This window comes from Agrobacterium sp. CMT1 (assembly GCF_037203725.1).
Classification (GTDB): Bacteria; Pseudomonadota; Alphaproteobacteria; order Rhizobiales; family Rhizobiaceae; genus Agrobacterium; species Agrobacterium pusense.
The window spans coordinates 20,874-39,045 of record NZ_JBBCAR010000002.1 but is presented as its reverse complement, the minus strand read 5'-3'; the positions used below and the strand labels follow the sequence as shown (position 1 = coordinate 39,045).

Sequence of the window (18,172 nt, the reverse complement as noted above, 5' to 3'; positions counted from 1 at the left end):
TTTCATGCACAACCGGCTCTTTAAGTCCGTTGCTGGCAAGGTCGTGGCTTTGACGATCGGCCTGATCGCGCTCAGCGTGGCGGCGGTTGGTTTTTCGACTTACATTCGCTTGAAGGACAATATCATCACCACCGCGCTGCGTGATACGCACAGCGCAATGCGCAGCATGGCGATCCTTTACGAACTGAAAGTTGGCGGTGTTGCCCTCGAATTGGTGGATGGCGACCTCAAGAGCGTGGGCCGCGCCAGCATCGGAACGATGCGCGATAATGATCTCGTCGACCGCACCGCAGCCGGAAACGGTGGCATCTCCACTGTTTTTGAAGCCAGAGGCGGCGAATTCATTCGCATGACCACCAATCTGAAGAACGAAAAGGGCGAGAGAGCAGCAGGAACCAAGCTTGCGACCGATCATCCCGCTTTCGAAAAAGTCTCCAAGGGTGAATCCTATTTTGGCACCGCGACGCTGTTCGGCACCAGCTACATGACGGGTTATATGCCCGTTACGAACAAAACCGGCGCAACCGTCGGCATTCTGTTCGTGGGTGTTCCCATGGATGTCTACGATGCGCAGATATACAGCCTGCGCGACATGATGCTGATCTGTGGCGGGCTCGCCATGCTTGGCGTCGGTTTGCTCGCCTATTTCGTCATCAAGCGTACGCTTCAGCCCCTGGGCAAGCTGACCGATGCAGTGAAGTCCCTTTCGGACGGCAATCTCGATACACCGATCCCCTATGCCACCAACACCAATGAGTTTGGCAACATTGCCCGCGCTTTGGTGATTTTCCGCGAAAATGCACTTGAGAAACTGGCGATTGAGGGCAAGAGCGCCGAGGAACGTGCTGCGGCCGAATCCGAACGTTACCGCAATGACGCCGAGAAACGGGAGCTGGACGGCCAGATCGAATTCGCGGTCGACGAGATTGCGTCCGGTCTCGGCAGGCTATCGCGTGGCGATCTCAGCCGTACGATTGATACGCCCTTCTCAGGTCGCCTCGACCGGCTGCGCACGGACTTCAACAGTTCCCTGCTCAACCTGCGGGATGCGCTGGGTCAGATCCGGGAGCGCACGCTCATCATTCAGCACAGCGGTATCGAAATCGAGCAATCTTCGGTCGATCTGTCGAAGCGGACCGAAAACCAAGCCGCCTCGCTGGAGGAGACCGCTGCCGCTGTCGAGGAAATCACCGCCACCGTCAAGTCATCGGCTGAAAGGGCGCGCGAGGCCAATGAGGCCGTTCGCATTACCAAGCAGAGCGCCGACAGCTCCGGTTCGGTCGTCAGCAATGCCGTCGACGCCATGGGCCGCATTGAAGACGCCTCGCGCAAGATCGAACAGATCATCGAGGTCATTGACGACATTGCTTTTCAGACCAACCTTCTGGCGCTCAATGCCGGTATCGAGGCCGCACGTGCTGGTGAGGCCGGCAAGGGCTTCGCCGTCGTGGCGCAGGAAGTGCGCGAGCTTGCACAGCGCTCCGCCGACGCAGCCCGCGAGATCAAGCAGCTCATCAACCAGTCGACGCATGAGGTCAGTTCCGGGTCGAAGCTGGTGCAGGAGGCGGGCACGGTTCTTTCCGCCATCAGCCAGCAGATCGTTACCGTCAGCCAGCATGTCGAAACCATTGCGACGGCAACGCAGGATCAGTCTTCCGCACTTCACAACGTCAACAGTTCCGTCAACCAGATGGACCAGATGACCCAGCAGAACGCAGCGCTTGCCGAACAGTCAAGCGCGGCCAGCATGATACTGTCCGGTGAAGTAAAAGCGCTTCTCGAACTCGTGCAGCGGTTCCAGATGGAGCAGGGTTCGGCGACAGGCCGAGACCGGTACAATCAAGCGGCCTGATACGCCGGTTTTTGAAGATAGATACCGCTCCCGGATCGCAAGGTCCGGGAGTTTTTACTCGGCCGCTGCCCGCACGGTACTGGATATCTGGTTGATATAGGCGCGCAGCGCCGCCGGTTTCACCGGTTTGTGCTGGACGGCAATTCCGTATTTTTCGGCATCGCTGCGCACTTCAGGGCTACGATCTGCCGTTACCAGCAGAGCCGGGATCGTTTTGCCATAAAATGTCCTGATGAGGCGGATGGCGCTGATGCCATCGCCATCATCAAGATGATAATCAGCGACGATGACGTCGGGTGCTGCGGTCAGAGAAAGAAACGGTTCTTCCAGCGCCGCCACGGATCCCGCTGGTAAAACGTCGCAGCCCCATCCCGTCAGCAACAGCGTCATGCCCTCAAGGATTTTCGGCTCGTTGTCGATGCACAGCACCCGCACGCCCTGGAGGCGATCGCTGGCAGCAGGATTGGCGATGGGGCCGCCCGACTTCGCGGGTGCGACACGATCTTCCTCACGCGTGAGGTGAATACGGAAGGTCGTGCCCTTGCCCGGCGTGGAAATCAGTTGAACCGGATGGTGCAGCATGCGCGACAACCGGTCGACGATGGAAAGACCAAGGCCGAGCCCCGAGGCCGTTTTTGCACCTTCGTCCAGCCGGGCGAATTCCTTGAAGACCGTGCGGAATTTGGAGGCGGGTATGCCGATGCCGGAATCCGTCACCTGAATGACCACTTCGCCGCCCCGGCGGCGCGCGCCGACAACCACTTTGCCCTTCAACGTGTATTTGATGGCGTTGGAAACCAGGTTCTGTATCAGACGCCGCAGGAGGTTGGGATCAGACCGTACCGTCAGCGAAGTCGGCATGACCACGAGGTCGAGGTTCTTCTCCTGCGCCATCGGCGCAAAATCGGTCTCGATCCGCTTCAGCAAGTCGTTCAGCGGAACGGATGTCATGCGCGCCTTCATCGAGCCGGTGTCCAGACGGGAAATATCGAGCACCGCGCCAAGGATGGTCTCGACCGATTCCAGCGCTGAGTCGATATTCTGCACGAGTTCGCTTTCTCCCGATTCTCCGAGCCGTTCGACCAGCGAGGATGAATAGAGACGGGCGGCATTCAGTGGCTGGAGAATATCGTGGCCGGCGGCGGCGAAAAACCGCGTCTTGCCGATGTTCGCTTCGTCGGCTGCCGCTCTCGCCTCAGCCAGCGCGCGGTTGACGCGGGTCAGTTCGGCGGTCCGCTCCACCACGCGCTGTTCCAGCGTTTCATTCGCCTGTTTCAGCGCCTGATCGCTTGCCACCCTCTGGGTAATGTCGGTGAAGGTTGCGACAATGCCCTTGTCCGGCATCGTGTTGGAGCGCACCTCGATGATGCGTTCGCCGCCCGCCAGCACCAGAGGGAATGGCAGGTCCATGGTCAGAAAGCTGGTGATCAACTGTTCCGTATCACCGGCCGGCATGTCGCCTCGTTCCTGCAGCATGGAGACGATATCGGTTAGTGGTACGCCCACCTGGCCGAACTGCTCGGGCAGGTCCAGAAGAGTGCGAAAGCGCCGGTTCCAGATCGTCAGCTGCTGGGAGCTATCGAAAACGGCGATACCCTGGTCCATCTGCGCCAGCGCCGTCTGCAACATGTCCTGATTATACTGCAGCGCTTCGCTTGCCTGGTCGAGCAGCCACGCCGTGTCTGCGCTGGTGTCTTCCGCCTTCTGCAGAATGATCGAGAGCACCAGGCGGGCGGAGGAAGAGCCGATGGCGCTGCCGAGTAACTGTTCGGAGAAGTGAATCAGCGCCATGTCCGCCGGCTGGTCGTCATTCAGCTTTCTGCCGGCCGTTTTTTCATAGGTGGCCAATGAACGGAGCATGCGCTCCTCGCCGAGATAGCGGGCGATCGCGCTTTTCAGATCGCCGACGCTGACACGGGTTTTCCAGCCGCGGGTGGCGAATTGCGATTTTGAATGACGCTTGACGAAGATGCCGGACTGAATGCGTTCTACCGGTCTTGGATTGCGCGAAAGCGAGCCGAGCACAAACGCCATGCTGTTGACGAGAAGACTGAGAATGACTGCATTCACGAATGGATCGGCTTCAGGCCCGTTGAACACGGTGCTGCCGGAAAACAGGAAACCGAGAATATTCGCCGCAACCTCGGAATTGTCAGGCCCGCCGAAGCTCGGCAGGAAAAGCAGATAGGCCCAGACGAAGAAGCCGGAACTCAACCCCGCGATTGCGCCGCGCGCATTGGCCCGCCGCCAGAAGAGGCCGCCGAAAAGGGCAGGGGCCATCTGGGCAATTGCAGCGAAGGCCAGCAGGCCGATGGAGGCGAGACCCGTGGCGCTGTCGGCGGCGCGATAATAACCATAACCCAGCAGCATAACGGCAAAGATCGCCGTTCTGCGGATGTTGAGTAGGGTCTTGGCGAAGTTGTCCCGGTGCGGTGAGCGATTCAACAGCTTCTGTCGCAGGAAGATCGGCATGACAAAGTCATTGGAAATCATGATCGACAGCGCGACCGACGCGACGATCACCATCGCGGTCGCGGCCGAAAAACCGCCGATGAAGGTGATCAGGGACACGACCGGCATCTGATGGTTGAGCGGCAGTTGCAGCACGTAGAGATCGGCGTCGCCATTGGCGCCGAGCGTCAGAATGCCGGCAAGAGCGATCGGCAGTACGAAGATGTTGATGGCGATGAGATAGAGCGGTAGCAGGAACCCCGCCATGCGCAACTCTTCCGGCGTCCGGTTTTCCACGACTGTGACATGGAACTGACGCGGCAGCAGGATGATGGCGAAGCCGGAAAGCAGGGTCATGACGATCCAGCGGCTGACGGGCGTGTGATAGGAGATGGCCTGCATCGCCTGTTCATTGGCGGAGGCGAGCTGCCATAGATGCGCGGGACCATCGAAGAGCACGAAGAGCACATAGAAGCCGACCGTGCACATGGCGACGAGCTTGACCAGCGATTCCATCGAGATCGCCAGTATGAGCCCGTCCTGATGTTCGGTTGCATCCGTGTGGCGGGTGCCGAACATGACGGCGAAGCCCGCCATGACAATGGTGACAACAAGCGGCAGATCGAGGAAATAGAGGTTGCCGCTGCCGATGCCGTAATCACCGGGGTCGACCATCGTCGCCACCGAGCTGGAAACCGCTTTTAGCTGCAGCGCGATATAGGGAATGGCGCCGACGAGCGCGATGATGGCGACAATCATCGCCACGGTGGAATTCTTGCCATAACGGGCGGCAATGAAGTCTGCAACCGAGGTCAGTTTTTCCGTTTTGGCAAGCTCAACGATGCGTCGGATGATTGGCATGCCAAGGGTGAAGGCAAGGATAGGCCCGGTATAGATGCCAAGAAATTCCAGTCCCTTGTCGGCTGCAAGCCCAACACCACCGAAATAGGTCCAGGAGGTGCAATAGATCGCAAGGCTGAGCGCATAAACGAACGGACGCCCCTTTTTCGGCGCGTTTCTCTTACGGCTCTTCCTGTCCCCGTAGCTCGCAACAGCAAACAGCAGCAGGATATAGGCGAAAGCCGAACCGAATATGATCCACCCAGGAAGCACGCATCCTCCCATGCAAGAGTTTCCTGATATCAAGCATAGGCGAAATCCGCGCCATTGAGAATGAGCGCGGTCTGATCATAAAGTTCAAGATCAGCGCCAAAAAACCCGATAAATGCAATCTTGACGAATTCCAAAAGTGTAAGGGAATCTGTATGGTTGAAGGTGTAGGGACAGTCACATAGCTTCAGCTCGCAAAGCACGAGAGGGACAATCTGAATGCTTAACGAATTTAAAACCTTCATTGCCCGCGGCAATGTCATGGACCTTGCCGTGGGTGTTATTATCGGTGCCGCTTTCAGCAAGATCGTCGACTCCGTCGTCAACGATCTTATCATGCCTATCGTCGGCGCAATCTTCGGCGGGTTCGACTTCTCGAACTACTTCCTGCCACTGAGCTCTAACGTCAATGCCACCTCGCTCGCCGCAGCCCGCGAGCAGGGCGCCGTTTTCGCTTACGGTAACTTTCTGACCGTTCTCATCAACTTCCTCATCCTCGCCTGGATCATTTTCTTGATGGTGAAGGGCGTCAATAAGCTTCGCGATTCCGTCGAACGCAAGAAGGTCGAGGAAAAGCCGGCAGCTGCCCCGCCGCCGGAGGACGTGAGGCTGCTTACCGAAATTCGCGATCTGCTGAAGACGCGCTGAGCCAGATAAATCTGGTTTAACCGCCGGCCCATGCGGCCGGCGATCTCCTGCCGGGATGATCCATAAAGAAAATCCATGGCCGCCTCACGGATTATCATGCACATGGCGGGTGCGATGCGATAAGAAGGCACCAAACGGAGTGTCTTTAATGTCCATTTTGAACAGTCTGAGTGCACGCTCTCTGGCGGCTCCGGAGAGCGGTATTGTCGAAGTCGTGAATTACGCGCGGGGGCGGGACAACCTCCTGCCGCTGTGGGTTGGCGAAGGCGATCTGCCAAGCCCCGACTTCATCAATCAGGCCGCCATCGATGGTCTGAACAATGGCGAGACCTTCTATACCTGGCAGCGCGGTATTCCAGAACTGCGCCAGGCGCTGAGCCGTTATTACGAACGCCATTTCGCGGCATCGCTGCTGCCGGAGCATTTTTATGCGACCGGTTCAGGTATGCAGGCGATTGTGCTTGCTGTTCAGGCATTGACGTCACCGGGCGACGAGATGGTGTATCTTTCACCCACATGGCCGAATATCGTTGCCGCCATCGGTGTGGCAGGGGCGAAGGCGGTTCCGGTAGGCATCGATTTTCGTGATGGCCGCTGGGATCTCGATATCGACAGGCTGGAAAGCGCGATTACCCGCAAGACGAAGGCGCTTTTCATCAATACGCCTTCCAACCCGACTGGATGGACAGCGACGGCAGACAATCTCCGTGATGTTCTGGCGCTTGCCCGCAAACATGATCTTTGGATCGTCGCCGACGAGATTTATGCGCTTTATCATTATTCCGGCAGCCGCGCGCCGTCCTTCCTCGATGTGATGGAGCCGGACGACAAGATCGTCTTCGCCAATTCCTTCTCGAAGAACTGGTCGATGACCGGCTGGCGGGTCGGCTGGCTTGTCGCCCCGCCAGTCATCGGCCAGGTGATCGAAAACCTTATCCAATACTCCACGTCGGGCGTGGCGCAATTCATGCAGCGCGGCGCGGTCGCGGCCCTCGACAAGGGCGATGGTTTCATTCGCGAGAATTACGAGCGCGCTTTGACCTCACGCGATATTCTCTGTGACGCCTTGATTGCAACGAACCGCGTCGAAACTCTGAAACCGGATGGCGCTCTTTATGCCTTCCTCAAGATCGATGGAGTGACGGACAGCCGCGCAACCGCGATTGATATCGTCGATAAGACCGGCGTCGGCCTTGCGCCCGGAACCGCCTTCGGCCCAGGGGGAGAATTGTTCCTCCGCGCCTGCTTCCTGCGCAACCCCAGGCAGATAGAAGACGCGGCCGACAGGCTGGCCTCTTACATCCTTAGTCGGTAAGCCTCGCTCGCCGGCATCTCTGCCCTTTCGCGGCGCCTACATAGCATCGGCACGCCTCTGTCCGGCTCGCCTTTGGGCATCACGCCGAAGCGCGAAAATTACAACCCCACGGCGTAGCCATCGACGTGCGGGTTTTTTTGTGCTAATGCGCCCTCGTTCCGTCTATGAGAACATTTTCATACAATAAATAAAATGCCTTGCATCGCACTAACCAATCGTAAGCCACCTTTTCACAGAGGCGGAGGATTGGTTGGGTATTCGCTGTGCAAGTAATCAATGATGAAGAATTATTGGCTTTGATGAGCTCAAGAAAAGCAAACAGGGAAGTAGTGTCATGGCTGTTCTGGTCACGGGTGGGGCCGGTTATATAGGAAGCCACATGGTGTGGGCTTTGCTCGATGCCGGGGAAGAAGTCGTCGTTGTCGATCGGCTTTCGACCGGATCGCGCTGGGCCGTCGCGCCAGCGGCGCGTTTTTATCTCGGCGATGCGGCGGATCCCGCGTTGCTCGACCAGATTTTCGAAGAAAATCAGATCGAGACCATTTTCCATTTCGCCGGCTCCGTCAGCGTTCCCGAATCCATCAGCCGGCCGCTCGAATATTACGAAAACAACACCGGCACCACCCGCGCGCTTGTCGCTGCCGCGGTGCGGAATGATATCCGCAATTTCATCTTCTCCTCCACAGCCGCTGTGTATGGAAACCAGCCTTTCGAAGGCCCGGTGCCGGAAACGGCGGTCCTCAGCCCCGAAAATCCCTACGGTCTGTCGAAACTCGCTTCTGAAATCATGCTGCGCGATGTCGTGCGCGCACATGACTTCAACTACGTGGCGTTGCGTTACTTCAACGTGGCCGGAGCCGACCCCCAGGGTCGCGCCGGACCTTCGCCAACAGGCGTCGCTAATCTCATAAAGGTGGCATGCGAAGCTGCAACCGGGCGCCGGGATCACGTGGAGGTTTACGGGACGGATTATCCGACAGCCGATGGCACCGGCGTTCGCGACTATATCCATGTCAGCGACCTCATCGAAGCGCACATGCTGGCCATGGCCCATTTGCGCGCCGGCGGCGGCACAAGAACGCTCAACTGCGGTTATGGCGTCGGTTATTCGGTGCTTGACGTCCTGCATGCCGTGCAGCGGGAATCCGGACATGATTTTCCGGTCATCCACTGTCCGCGCCGGGCCGGCGACATCGCCACCATGGTGGCGGATTCGGGACGGATCCAGTCAGAATTTGGTTGGCGTCCGCGCTTCAACGATCTTTCGACCATCGTCCGCACCGCGTTGCAATGGGAGGCCAAGCGCCAGGCCCAGAAAAACGAGATGATTCCTCCAATACGGCGTAAACTGGCGGCGATAGGATGAACCGGCTGCGCATCACCTTGCCTTGCTTTTCTTGACTGAACGATAGTCAGTCGGGCGGTCTGACGCGCTGGCTGGGCGAAGCCATCGATCACGATCGAAGAAGCTGCGTGTCAGCTTCAGTCCGGCCGAAGTTTCGGTCGCGAGCAAAATCACATTCACGCGGTGCGGCGCGGTGGGTTCCGGCTTCACGGAAGCCGAAATGCCGAAGTGTCGCGCCTGATACTGTTGCATCTTCTGCGCCGGTTCAAGCACCGAGCCAATATCTCTCCAACGGGTCTGCTCGATAATCATGGCAAGTGCTGCCGCAAGCTTCGCGTTGACAGCGCGTCCGGCCGATGTCTGCGGTGCAACTGCCTTCAGCCTGACGGACCGGATTTCCCCGGAAACCTCGCCGCGGATTTCCAGGAAAAGCGATGCCGCGTCAGCCGGGTCCGCCGTCGTTGCCTCGCCCAGATCGGCCATACATTCGAAGCTGCGGTTATTCACCGGGCTAGGGTGCCAGCCTTGCGGGCTGGAGAAGCCTTCGGCCGTGAACCGGTCGCAAAGGTCTTTGCCGGAGATGATGAAATCGCGGGCGAAAGACGCTCTGGCGCCATTGCGCTCGAATTTCAGCAGGTAAGGTGGCAGATAAATGGTTCTCGCGGCAGGCTTCTGCCGTTTGATGGGTTTTGCCCTGGCAGATGGTACGGCGGAAAGAGGAGCGGGCGCCAGATTGAGATAGGTGAGCAGGCTTCTCAGATGCTTTTTGTCATTGGCGAGCAGAACCGTGGCCGATATGGCGGAACAGACGACGAGCACCGCAACAAGCAGCGCGCGGAGACTGACTCTCTTTTGCGGGCCTGCGTCCATCATGGGACCTTGCTGGCTGTCTGTTATAGGCATCAGCCGGTTTGGAGCGAATTATCGGACCATTGGCGGTCCGGCGAATATCAATTGCGAGTAAAAGTTCTAAAATATCTGGTTCCGCCGGAATGTCCGGCGGATGTCCTCAGTCGGAGGAATTCTTGTCACCATCCCGTCCGCCGGCGCTGCTCTCATCATCCGCTACGGGAATGGCGTAGGAACCGTTCAGCCAGCGGGCCAGATCGAGCGAGCGGCAGCGATCCGAGCAGAACGGGTAGTCTTCCCGCGTCGATGGTCGGCCACATTCCGGGCACGGTTGGGATTTGCGGAGCGGCGTTACGTTTCCAGCGCCTTCGGTGGAGGATTTTGCCACAGCCTATCCCTCCAGCCAGCCAGACGTCACCTCGAACCCTTCACCGGCAAGAAGCGACATGGTCTCATAGAGCGGCAGACCGACGACATTGGTGTAAGAGCCCGTCAATTTCTGCACGAACGCACCGGCGATGCCCTGAATGCCATAAGCGCCCGCTTTGCCGCGCCATTGCCCGGAAGCGATATAGGCATCGATCTCACGGGTCGACAGGCGTTTGAAGCGTACCTTGGTCTCCGCCACCTTCTGCCGGATCTTGCCGCCCGGGGTTACGAGGCAGATGCCGGTATAGACCCAATGGCTGCGCCCGGAAAGAAGATGCAGGGCCGCTGAAGCCTCTTCCGTATATTCGGCCTTGCCCACGATACGTCGACCGACAGCAACGACCGTGTCGGACCCCAGAACATAGGCGTCCTTCCAGACCTGCTCGTTTTTCAGCGCCGCCTGTGCCGCTTCCGCTTTCTGCAAGGAAAGACGGCGGCAGAGCGTTCGCGGATGCTCGAGCTTGACAGGCGTCTCGTCAATATCCATCGGCATCAGGCGAGCCGGCTCGATGCCGATCTGATGCAGCAGCTCCAGACGCCGCGGCGATCCAGAAGCCAGAACGAGCTTTTGTTTTGAATTCGTCATTGCGCTGCCGGGCGTAGGATGCGGAAACGGATTACTTGAAGCGATAGGTGATGCGGCCCTTGGTCAGGTCGTAAGGCGTCATTTCGACCAGAACCTTGTCGCCTGCGAGAACGCGGATGCGGTTCTTGCGCATGCGGCCCGCCGTATGGGCGATGATTTCATGGTCGTTCTCAAGCTTCACGCGGAATGTTGCGTTCGGCAGCAATTCGGTTACGATGCCCGGGAATTCAAGGACTTCTTCTTTTGTCATGTAAGGGTTTTCTTCCTGTTGATAGTGCCGGACCGTGTCCTGTCCGGGAAAATTGCGCGGAAACTACACAATCCCGGCACATTTGTGAACCTCTAAAGCATCGGCTTGAAAATCGCGATCGATTTTAACAGGCCGAGGCAGTTTTCAGTCTTTTGAAAGCGTATCCGCCACCGGCTGTTGCCGCTTCGGCAGGCGTTCGGCAATCAGTTTTGCAAGATGGTCCCGCACCTCACGATAGGCGTCGAGTATTTGCTCCCGAGTGCCAGTGACCACCGTCGGATCCATGGTGGGCCAATAGACCACATCGAGAGAGTTCGAGCGCGTCAGTTCCAGTGCGGCGTGATGAGCTTCTGGTGTTAATGTAATGATCAGATCGAAAAAATCATCCTCGATCTCGTCCAGAGTACGCGGTTTGTGCTTGCCGAGCGAAAAACCCTGCTCCTCCAGCACCGCATCCACGAAGGGGTCGCGCTCGCCCGCCCGCACACCTGCCGACTGGATGTAGATGCCGGGCGCGACCAATCGTTTGGCGATCACCTCGGCCATGGGGGAGCGGATGGAATTCATGCCGCACATGAACAGGACCGATTTCGGCGCTCGTCCCTCGTTTGGCGCTGCGGCAGGATCGCTCATCTCTAACCCCGCCAATAAAGCACACAGACAAGGGTGAAGAGCCGGCGCGCCGTGTCGAAATCCACCTTTATCTTGCCGGACAGCCGGTCCATCAGCGTCTGCGACCCGTCATTGTGGATGCCGCGCCGGCCCATGTCGATCGCCTCGATCTGGCTCGGCGTGGAAGAGCGGATCGCCTCGTAATAGCTTTCGCAGATCAGGAAATAATCCTTGATGATGCGACGGAACGGCGTCAGCGACAGGATATGGGTGGACACATCCCTGTCGTCCTCGGTCTTGATGGAGAAAACCAGTTTGGAATCGACGAGCGATATATAAAGCCGGTACGGCCCGCCGTCATGTCCGGCAGGCTCAAAGGTATTTTCTTCGATCAGGTCGAAAATAGCGACGGCGCGTTCATGCTCCACGTCGGGCGTGGACCGGCCGATGCTGTCGTCCAGTACCACGTCGCAGAGCCGGAAGTCGCCTGACGCCATCGTTTAACTTTCCGGGTTGAGGCGGATGGAGACGGAGCGCGCATGCGCGTCCAGCCCCTCGGAACGGGCAAGGGTGATGGCTGCCGGCGCAAGCTGGCGCAGCTGCTCGGGACCAAGCCGCAGGATGGACGTGCGCTTGACGAAGTCCAGCACCGAAAGGCCTGAGGAAAAACGGGCCGAGCGCGCCGTCGGCAGAACATGGTTGGAACCGCCCACATAATCGCCGATCACTTCGGGGGTGTGGCGCCCGACAAAAATCGCCCCGGCATTGCGGATGTGGGCCATTAGCGCATCCGGGTCATCGATGGCAAGTTCCAGGTGTTCGGCGGCGATCCGATTGGCCAACGGAATGGCATCGGTGAGCTTTTCGACCAGAATGATCGCGCCGAAATCCGCCCAGCTCGCCGCTGCTGTTTCGGAACGCGAGAGACGCTTCAGCTGCCGCTCGACGGCTGCTTCCACCGCCTTGCCGAGCTCGGCATCATCGGTGATCAGGATGGATTGTGCACCACGATCATGCTCCGCCTGCGCCAGAAGATCGGCAGCAAGCCAGTCGGGGTCGTTATCCCTGTCGGCGATGACAAGCACTTCGGAAGGGCCGGCGATCATGTCGATGCCGACAGTGCCGAAGACCTGACGCTTGGCGGCCGCCACATAAGCATTGCCCGGGCCGACGATCTTGGCGACCGGCGCGATGGTTTCAGTGCCATAAGCCAGTGCCGCCACGGCCTGCGCGCCACCGATGCGATAGATTTCCTCGACGCCCGCAATACGCGCGGCAGCCAGAACGGCCGGATTGACCGCGCCGTCATTCGCGGGCACGACCATGACGATGCGCTCCACACCGGCAACCTTGGCGGGCACGGCATTCATCAGCACTGAGCTTGGATAGCTGGCCGTGCCGCCTGGCACATAAAGGCCCACGGCCTCGATTGCGGTCCAGCGCGAGCCGAGGCCGACGCCGATATCGTCCTCGTAAATATCGTCCTTCGGCATCTGTCGCGCATGGTGTTTTTCGATGCGCCGGGCTGCGAGTTCAAGCGCTTCGATCACGCTCGTGTCGACGGTGGCAATCGCCGCATCGATTTCATCAGTCGTTACCCGCATCGGCACCGCGGCAAAATCGATGCCGTCGAATTTCCGGGAATAATGGGCAAGGGCCGCATCGCCGCGATGTCGGACATCATTGATGATGTCGCGAACGGTCGCATTGACGTCTTCGGAAACTTCTCTCTTGGTTGTCAGGAAGGCAGCGAATTTCTGTTCGAAATCAGCCGATGCCTGCTCCAGCCAGATTGCCACGCCATTACCCTTTCATTGTCCCCACGGGGTGCACGCTTACCGCAGAACGATTGCGGCTCTGGTATGTGGCATAAATCGAAACGGGACGGAAAGGCAACCGTCCCGACAGTCCGGAAAGCTTATTCGCTGTCGGGATGATGCGGTTTGGTGGCGGTTTCCCACGCACCGCTCACATCAGTCAACTGCGCCTCGATGCATTCGACATCAAGCGCGATGGTACCGCCGCCGGAAAGGGCCAGTTCCACAAGGCCATCCGGGCCTTCGCCATTCGGTGTGAAACGTATCGCCAGAAGCGAAAGAACCTGCTCCCTGTCGGCGAGGTTGATGGACTGCGAACGAACAGCGGAGACACGCTTCAGGAAAACAACTGTGCGGCAGCGTTCCGGCGGCAGGTGCTTTTTATCGGCGCTTTCCCAGACGAAACGGTTGGCGGAAAAGGTGAACTGGCCGTGTTTCGGCTCGAAGGCAACATCCTTCAGCTTGAAGACACTGTCCTGCATATGGGTCGAGATGACGGAGAGATCTTCAGTATCCAGCGCGAGCAATTTCAAGCCGCTCATCTTTTTCTTCCTTCTTGTGCGGTGAGGACCGCTATTTCCATGACTTACAATGGAAATAGGCAGTCCCGGCCCGCTGTGCAACGGGTAGAAAACGGATGAGCGGCGATGAATGGATCAATCGCTGACGCGCTCGACCAACGCGCCGCAGCGGGTGAGCTTTTCCTCGAGGCGTTCGAAGCCGCGGTCTAGATGATAGACGCGCGACACCATGGTCTCGCCCTCGGCCACGAGGCCGGCAATGACCAGCGACACGGAAGCGCGCAGATCGGTCGCCATCACAGGCGCACCCTTGAGGCGGGAAACGCCTTCGATGCGAGCCATCTGACCGGAAAGCGAAATCTTCGCACCGAGCCGGGCAAGCTCCTGCACATGCATGAAGCGGTTTTCGAAGATCGTTTCGGTAATGTGGGAAACGCCCTGGGAACGGGTCATCAGCGCCATGAACTGCGCCTGCAGGTCTGTCGGGAAGCCGGGGAACGGTTCAGTGACGACATCGACCGGCTGAATGCCATTGCCGTTGCGCACCACGCGCAGGCCGGTTTCCGTCTCGCTGATCGTGGCGCCCGCGAGCCTGAGCGTATCGAGTGCATTGTCGAGCAGCGATGCGCGCGTGCCTTCCAGCACCACATCACCGCCGGTCATCGCCACTGCCATGGCGTAGGTGCCGGTTTCAATACGGTCGGGCAAAACCCGGTGGCGCGCGCCGGAAAGCGAGGTGACGCCTTCGATGGTGATGGTGGAGGTGCCGGCGCCTTCGATCTTCGCGCCCATTGCGATCAGGCAGTGCGCCAGATCGACAACCTCGGGCTCGCGGGCGGCGTTGTGGATGACGGTTGTGCCACGGGCAAGGCTTGCAGCCATCAGCATCACATGCGTCGCGCCAACCGAAACTTTGGGGAAGGTATAGACCGCGCCGATGAGGCCGCCCTTGGGGGCCGAGGCATTGATGTAGCCGCCATCGATCTCCATCGTCGCGCCGAGCGCCTGCAGGCCCTCGATGAACAGGTCAACGGGACGCGTGCCGATGGCGCAGCCGCCCGGCAGGGAGACGCGGGCGCGGCCCTCACGCGCCAGAAGCGGGCCGATGACCCAGAAGCTTGCACGCATCTTGGAGACCAGCTCGTACGGAGCGGTGGTATCGACAATGGTGCGGCAGGTGAAATGCACGGTACGGGAATAAGCTTCGCCCTGGCTTTCCCGGCGGCCATTCACGGAAATATCCACGCCATGATTGCCGAGGATACGGATCAGCTGCTCCACGTCAGCCAGATGCGGCACGTTTTCGAGCGTCAGCGTATCGCTGGTCAGCAGCGATGCGATCATCAGCGGCAAGGCGGCGTTTTTGGCGCCGGAGATGGGGATGATGCCGTTGAGCTTGTTGCCACCCGTAATTCTGATGCGATCCATGCGTCCCTACGGGCCTGTGCCCGCCTTTCTTTATCGTGCCTTGCGGAAAGGCGCGTCCTTAGACGAATTTCCGCGGCGTTTCAATTTTATGCTGTGAATTCTCTATGAGGATGATTCGTCCGTTTTTGCGGCAGGCAGGCCAATGGTGTCGTCTGCGTCGCCAGCACGGCGCGCGCGAACCTGTTGTTTGCGCTTCAAAAGATTTTCGCGAAGTTTCTTCGCGGCACGCGCCTTCCGTTCCGCTTCGCGCTGGCGCGCCTTTTCGCCGGGCCCCGCCTGCGGCTTGCCGCTGGCCGCCGTGTCGGATGCGCCCGTGGAAAAGTCCCCGCAGAACGCTGTCTTCACCTGTTTGTCGTGATGTTCGGTCATAGATTCAGCAATATCTGAAAAATGCTGTTTTCAACAGGGGGGGCGCTTTTTTGCGCCGCTTGATGAAGAATATCGTTTTGCGACTTGCGCTCGTCAAAAACCTGTGGCAATAGGCCGCCACGCTTGATGCTGAAGCGATCGCTTCGGCACCGGATGCTGCTATAGCTCAGGGGTAGAGCACTCCCTTGGTAAGGGAGAGGCCGAGAGTTCAAATCTCTCTAGCAGCACCATCAAAATTGCTTGTTTTCAAAAAAGTTGGCTGTTATCAGGGTTTTGAAATCCTCTCGGTGGTACACAAAGGTGGCCACTTTGGTTCTTCAGATGCCGCGCCCATTCAAACACCCCAAGACCAACGTCTACTACTTTCGCGTCCGCGTTCCTGCTGATTTGGTTGACGCGGTTGGTCGCAAAGAAATCAAGATTTCCCTTGGCACTAAAGACCCCGCAACGGCGAAGGAGCTTTTTGCTGAGAAGGAGCAGCAGGTGGCCAAGCAGTGGAAGGCGCTAAGGTCTTCGCCTGAACCCATGCCACACAAGCAGATTGTCGCCCTTTCTGGAAAGCTCTATCTGCAAATGATGAGTGCGCTCGAGAACGAGCCCGGAGACCCTGCTATTTGGACTCATACCCTCCGCCTCGCGGAAGAAGCCGAGCAAGCTGGAAAGCTGGAGCAGTGGTGCGGCCGACAAGCAGACGCTCTGTTACGTGACGAGGGCGTGAGCGCGGACGTGACAAGCCGCGCGCGCTTGCTGGTCGAGACAAACCGAGCATTCAAGCAGTTCGCTGAACAACAGGCCAAACGCTCTATTGGTGATTACAGCCCTGATCCTAACGCCGGGCGGTTTCCCTCAATCGGGAAAACCAAGCTCGAACTGGGTGGCCCAAGTCTGCAAGACCTGTTTGATCTTTGGAAGCGTGACCATCTGGCTGAGGGCAAAGCGCCACGGACGATTGAGGATTTTAGGCAGAAGATTGATGATTTGTCAGCTTTCCTTGGACATCAGCAAGCAGACGCAATCACGCCGGAGGACATTGCGCGGTACGTCGAACACCTTCAACATGGGCGAGGACTATCCTCAAAAACCGTCCACTCAAAATATCTCGCCGCGATACGAACAGTTTATCGAACCGCACTGTCAAAGATTAGGATAAAGGTTGACCCCACACACGCCGTTAAAGTTCGTGTTCCGAAAGGAGTGAGGGTGCGTTCGCCGGGGTTCACGGACGACGAAGCGAGAGCCATTTTGTCTTGTGCGATGAGTGAACCGTCGCTGTTTGGCAAAATGGCTGATTTGAATAAGGTTGCCTGTAAATGGGTGCCGTGGCTTTGTGCATACACTGGAGCTAGGGCTGGGGAAATAACTCAATTACGGAAAGAGGACGTAATCAATGAAGATGGTATCGATGCTATTCGCATTACGCCGGAAGCTGGAAGCGTAAAAACTCGCCAATACCGCATCGTCCCACTTCATCCCCACCTGATCGAACTCGGCTTTTTAGACTTCATTAAGTCACGACCAGCAGGTCCGCTTTTCTATGCGCCATCTGACCGCAACCGAAAGCCCGGCCACACGCAGGCAGCGAGCGTGCGAGGAAAAGTAGGTGATTGGGTTCGTGACTTCGCGAAGGTTGTAGATCCACGAGTGCAGCCAAACCATGCGTGGCGGCACCGATTTAAGACTATAGCTCGTGATGTAGATATCGCACCGCGCTACATGGACGCCATTCAAGGCCACGAGGACGGTAGTGCGAGTTCGGGTTATGGGGAATATTCTTTGAAAGCTCTGTACCGGGAAATCATGAAGATACCACGTTACGAGGTGAAGCCGCCGTGTAATTCACAGGAAGAGACATCACAGAGGCTTGGATAATTCCGCCGAATGCGTCAAAAGGGAATATTAATAATACAGAGCGAGCAGCACCTTTGGCGAGACCTGAGAAATTTGAGGCACTCAAACAGGCATGGATCGAGGACCGCTATGCGTGGCACCAAAGGTTTATGCGCTGGCTAAAGGGATTTTACTATAACCGTTTTCCGAAACGCTTTCGTGTTTATGGAGTTTTACATTGGGTTGCCAAAACTGCGATGGCTTCTTCTGCCCCTGTAGTTGCTTGGATATATGGTTCGATAACGGGTATACTCGCCGGAGTGGTGGCCGGTTCTATTTTCATCGGCCATAGTGCTGTTTCGTTCCTAGATAATCTGTCTAAGGAAAAGGCGAGTCAATCCGGAGATAACCAAACAGATATTGTGGTCCGTTTTGGCGACCTACTAGCTGCTCACCGAGTCCGGAAAACACTGGACGAGATTGAGCGTGACGACGCTATACGGGCCTGCTTGGGTGTCTTGGAAGTTTTCTCCCGTCAGATAACGAAGTCGCAGTCCGGCGATTTGTCTGTGTCACTTCTTCTGTATATCGGCAACAGTCGAAGTCGCATGAAAATTCGCCATAGAAATCCCGGAAATACGAGGCCTGTGAACCGCGAGGTAGACGCGGACCGAATGTTGGGGCACACTGCATGCGTGAATGGTGCTTTGCCTCGCGTCGTGCATGACGTTCGAGAATTTGGGAAGAGTTCGGTATCAAGTCC

The 18,172-nt window shown here is 58.0% G+C and carries 16 protein-coding genes and 1 tRNA gene; 6 read left to right on the top strand and 11 right to left on the bottom strand.

Going from position 1 to position 18,172, the window contains the following annotated elements:
- Positions 1-4 precede the first annotated feature (4 nt).
- Positions 5-1,852 carry a methyl-accepting chemotaxis protein gene (locus WA845_RS02820; protein ID WP_006697661.1) on the top strand — a complete coding sequence of 616 codons (1,848 nt, stop codon included), beginning with the start codon at positions 5-7 and terminating at the stop codon, positions 1,850-1,852.
- A gap of 54 nt (positions 1,853-1,906) precedes the next feature.
- On the opposite strand, the gene WA845_RS02815 is transcribed toward WA845_RS02820, so the two are convergent.
- Positions 1,907-5,416 (bottom strand): PAS-domain containing protein, encoded by a 3,510-nt coding sequence (locus WA845_RS02815; protein ID WP_112556132.1) that lies wholly within the window; start codon positions 5,414-5,416, stop codon positions 1,907-1,909.
- A gap of 216 nt (positions 5,417-5,632) precedes the next feature.
- Here WA845_RS02815 and mscL point away from each other — a divergent pair, with 216 nt between their 5' ends.
- The 3 genes from mscL (at position 5,633) to galE (ending at position 8,742) form a co-directional block, all read left to right on the top strand.
- A complete protein-coding gene (gene mscL, locus WA845_RS02810) occupies positions 5,633-6,061 on the top strand; it encodes a large conductance mechanosensitive channel protein MscL (RefSeq protein ID WP_004439896.1) in 429 nt (142 codons plus the stop codon).
- A 148-nt stretch (positions 6,062-6,209) separates the two neighbouring features.
- Positions 6,210-7,376 (top strand): pyridoxal phosphate-dependent aminotransferase, encoded by a 1,167-nt coding sequence (locus WA845_RS02805; RefSeq protein WP_112555882.1) that lies wholly within the window; start codon positions 6,210-6,212, stop codon positions 7,374-7,376.
- A 334-nt stretch (positions 7,377-7,710) separates the two neighbouring features.
- On the top strand, positions 7,711-8,742 hold the full coding sequence (galE, locus tag WA845_RS02800; RefSeq protein ID WP_004439901.1) for a UDP-glucose 4-epimerase GalE: 1,032 nt from the start codon (positions 7,711-7,713) through the stop codon (positions 8,740-8,742).
- Positions 8,743-8,754: 12 nt separating this feature from the next.
- On the opposite strand, the gene WA845_RS02795 is transcribed toward galE, so the two are convergent.
- The 10 genes from WA845_RS02795 to WA845_RS02750 form a co-directional block, all read right to left on the bottom strand.
- A complete protein-coding gene (locus WA845_RS02795) occupies positions 8,755-9,591 on the bottom strand; it encodes a DUF6030 family protein (RefSeq protein WP_112556130.1) in 837 nt (278 codons plus the stop codon).
- A 139-nt stretch (positions 9,592-9,730) separates the two neighbouring features.
- Positions 9,731-9,958 (bottom strand): DNA gyrase inhibitor YacG, encoded by a 228-nt coding sequence (gene yacG, locus WA845_RS02790; protein WP_004439907.1) that lies wholly within the window; start codon positions 9,956-9,958, stop codon positions 9,731-9,733.
- A 3-nt stretch (positions 9,959-9,961) separates the two neighbouring features.
- A complete protein-coding gene (locus tag WA845_RS02785; protein ID WP_112555880.1) occupies positions 9,962-10,585 on the bottom strand; it encodes a Maf-like protein in 624 nt (207 codons plus the stop codon).
- A gap of 31 nt (positions 10,586-10,616) precedes the next feature.
- Positions 10,617-10,835 (bottom strand): translation initiation factor IF-1, encoded by a 219-nt coding sequence (gene infA, locus WA845_RS02780; protein WP_003503453.1) that lies wholly within the window; start codon positions 10,833-10,835, stop codon positions 10,617-10,619.
- A 144-nt stretch (positions 10,836-10,979) separates the two neighbouring features.
- On the bottom strand, positions 10,980-11,468 hold the full coding sequence (locus WA845_RS02775; protein ID WP_022555605.1) for an arsenate-mycothiol transferase ArsC: 489 nt from the start codon (positions 11,466-11,468) through the stop codon (positions 10,980-10,982).
- 2 nt (positions 11,469-11,470) lie between these two features.
- A complete protein-coding gene (locus tag WA845_RS02770) occupies positions 11,471-11,944 on the bottom strand; it encodes a UPF0262 family protein (protein WP_004439916.1) in 474 nt (157 codons plus the stop codon).
- Between the two features lie 3 nt (positions 11,945-11,947).
- Positions 11,948-13,246 carry a histidinol dehydrogenase gene (gene hisD / locus WA845_RS02765; RefSeq protein ID WP_112555879.1) on the bottom strand — a complete coding sequence of 433 codons (1,299 nt, stop codon included), beginning with the start codon at positions 13,244-13,246 and terminating at the stop codon, positions 11,948-11,950.
- A 119-nt stretch (positions 13,247-13,365) separates the two neighbouring features.
- A complete protein-coding gene (locus WA845_RS02760) occupies positions 13,366-13,806 on the bottom strand; it encodes a DUF2948 family protein (protein WP_004439923.1) in 441 nt (146 codons plus the stop codon).
- A gap of 114 nt (positions 13,807-13,920) precedes the next feature.
- A complete protein-coding gene (gene murA, locus WA845_RS02755) occupies positions 13,921-15,213 on the bottom strand; it encodes a UDP-N-acetylglucosamine 1-carboxyvinyltransferase (RefSeq protein ID WP_004439925.1) in 1,293 nt (430 codons plus the stop codon).
- A gap of 102 nt (positions 15,214-15,315) precedes the next feature.
- Positions 15,316-15,582, bottom strand: a complete 267-nt coding sequence (locus tag WA845_RS02750) for a hypothetical protein (RefSeq protein ID WP_112555877.1) — start codon at positions 15,580-15,582, stop codon at positions 15,316-15,318.
- A 155-nt stretch (positions 15,583-15,737) separates the two neighbouring features.
- Between WA845_RS02750 and WA845_RS02745 the strand changes: the two genes are divergently transcribed.
- Both WA845_RS02745 and WA845_RS02740 read left to right on the top strand, forming a co-directional pair.
- Positions 15,738-15,812, top strand: a tRNA-Thr gene (locus WA845_RS02745).
- A gap of 70 nt (positions 15,813-15,882) precedes the next feature.
- A complete protein-coding gene (locus WA845_RS02740; RefSeq protein WP_337322170.1) occupies positions 15,883-17,451 on the top strand; it encodes a site-specific integrase in 1,569 nt (522 codons plus the stop codon).
- Positions 17,452-18,172: the final 721 nt, after the last annotated feature.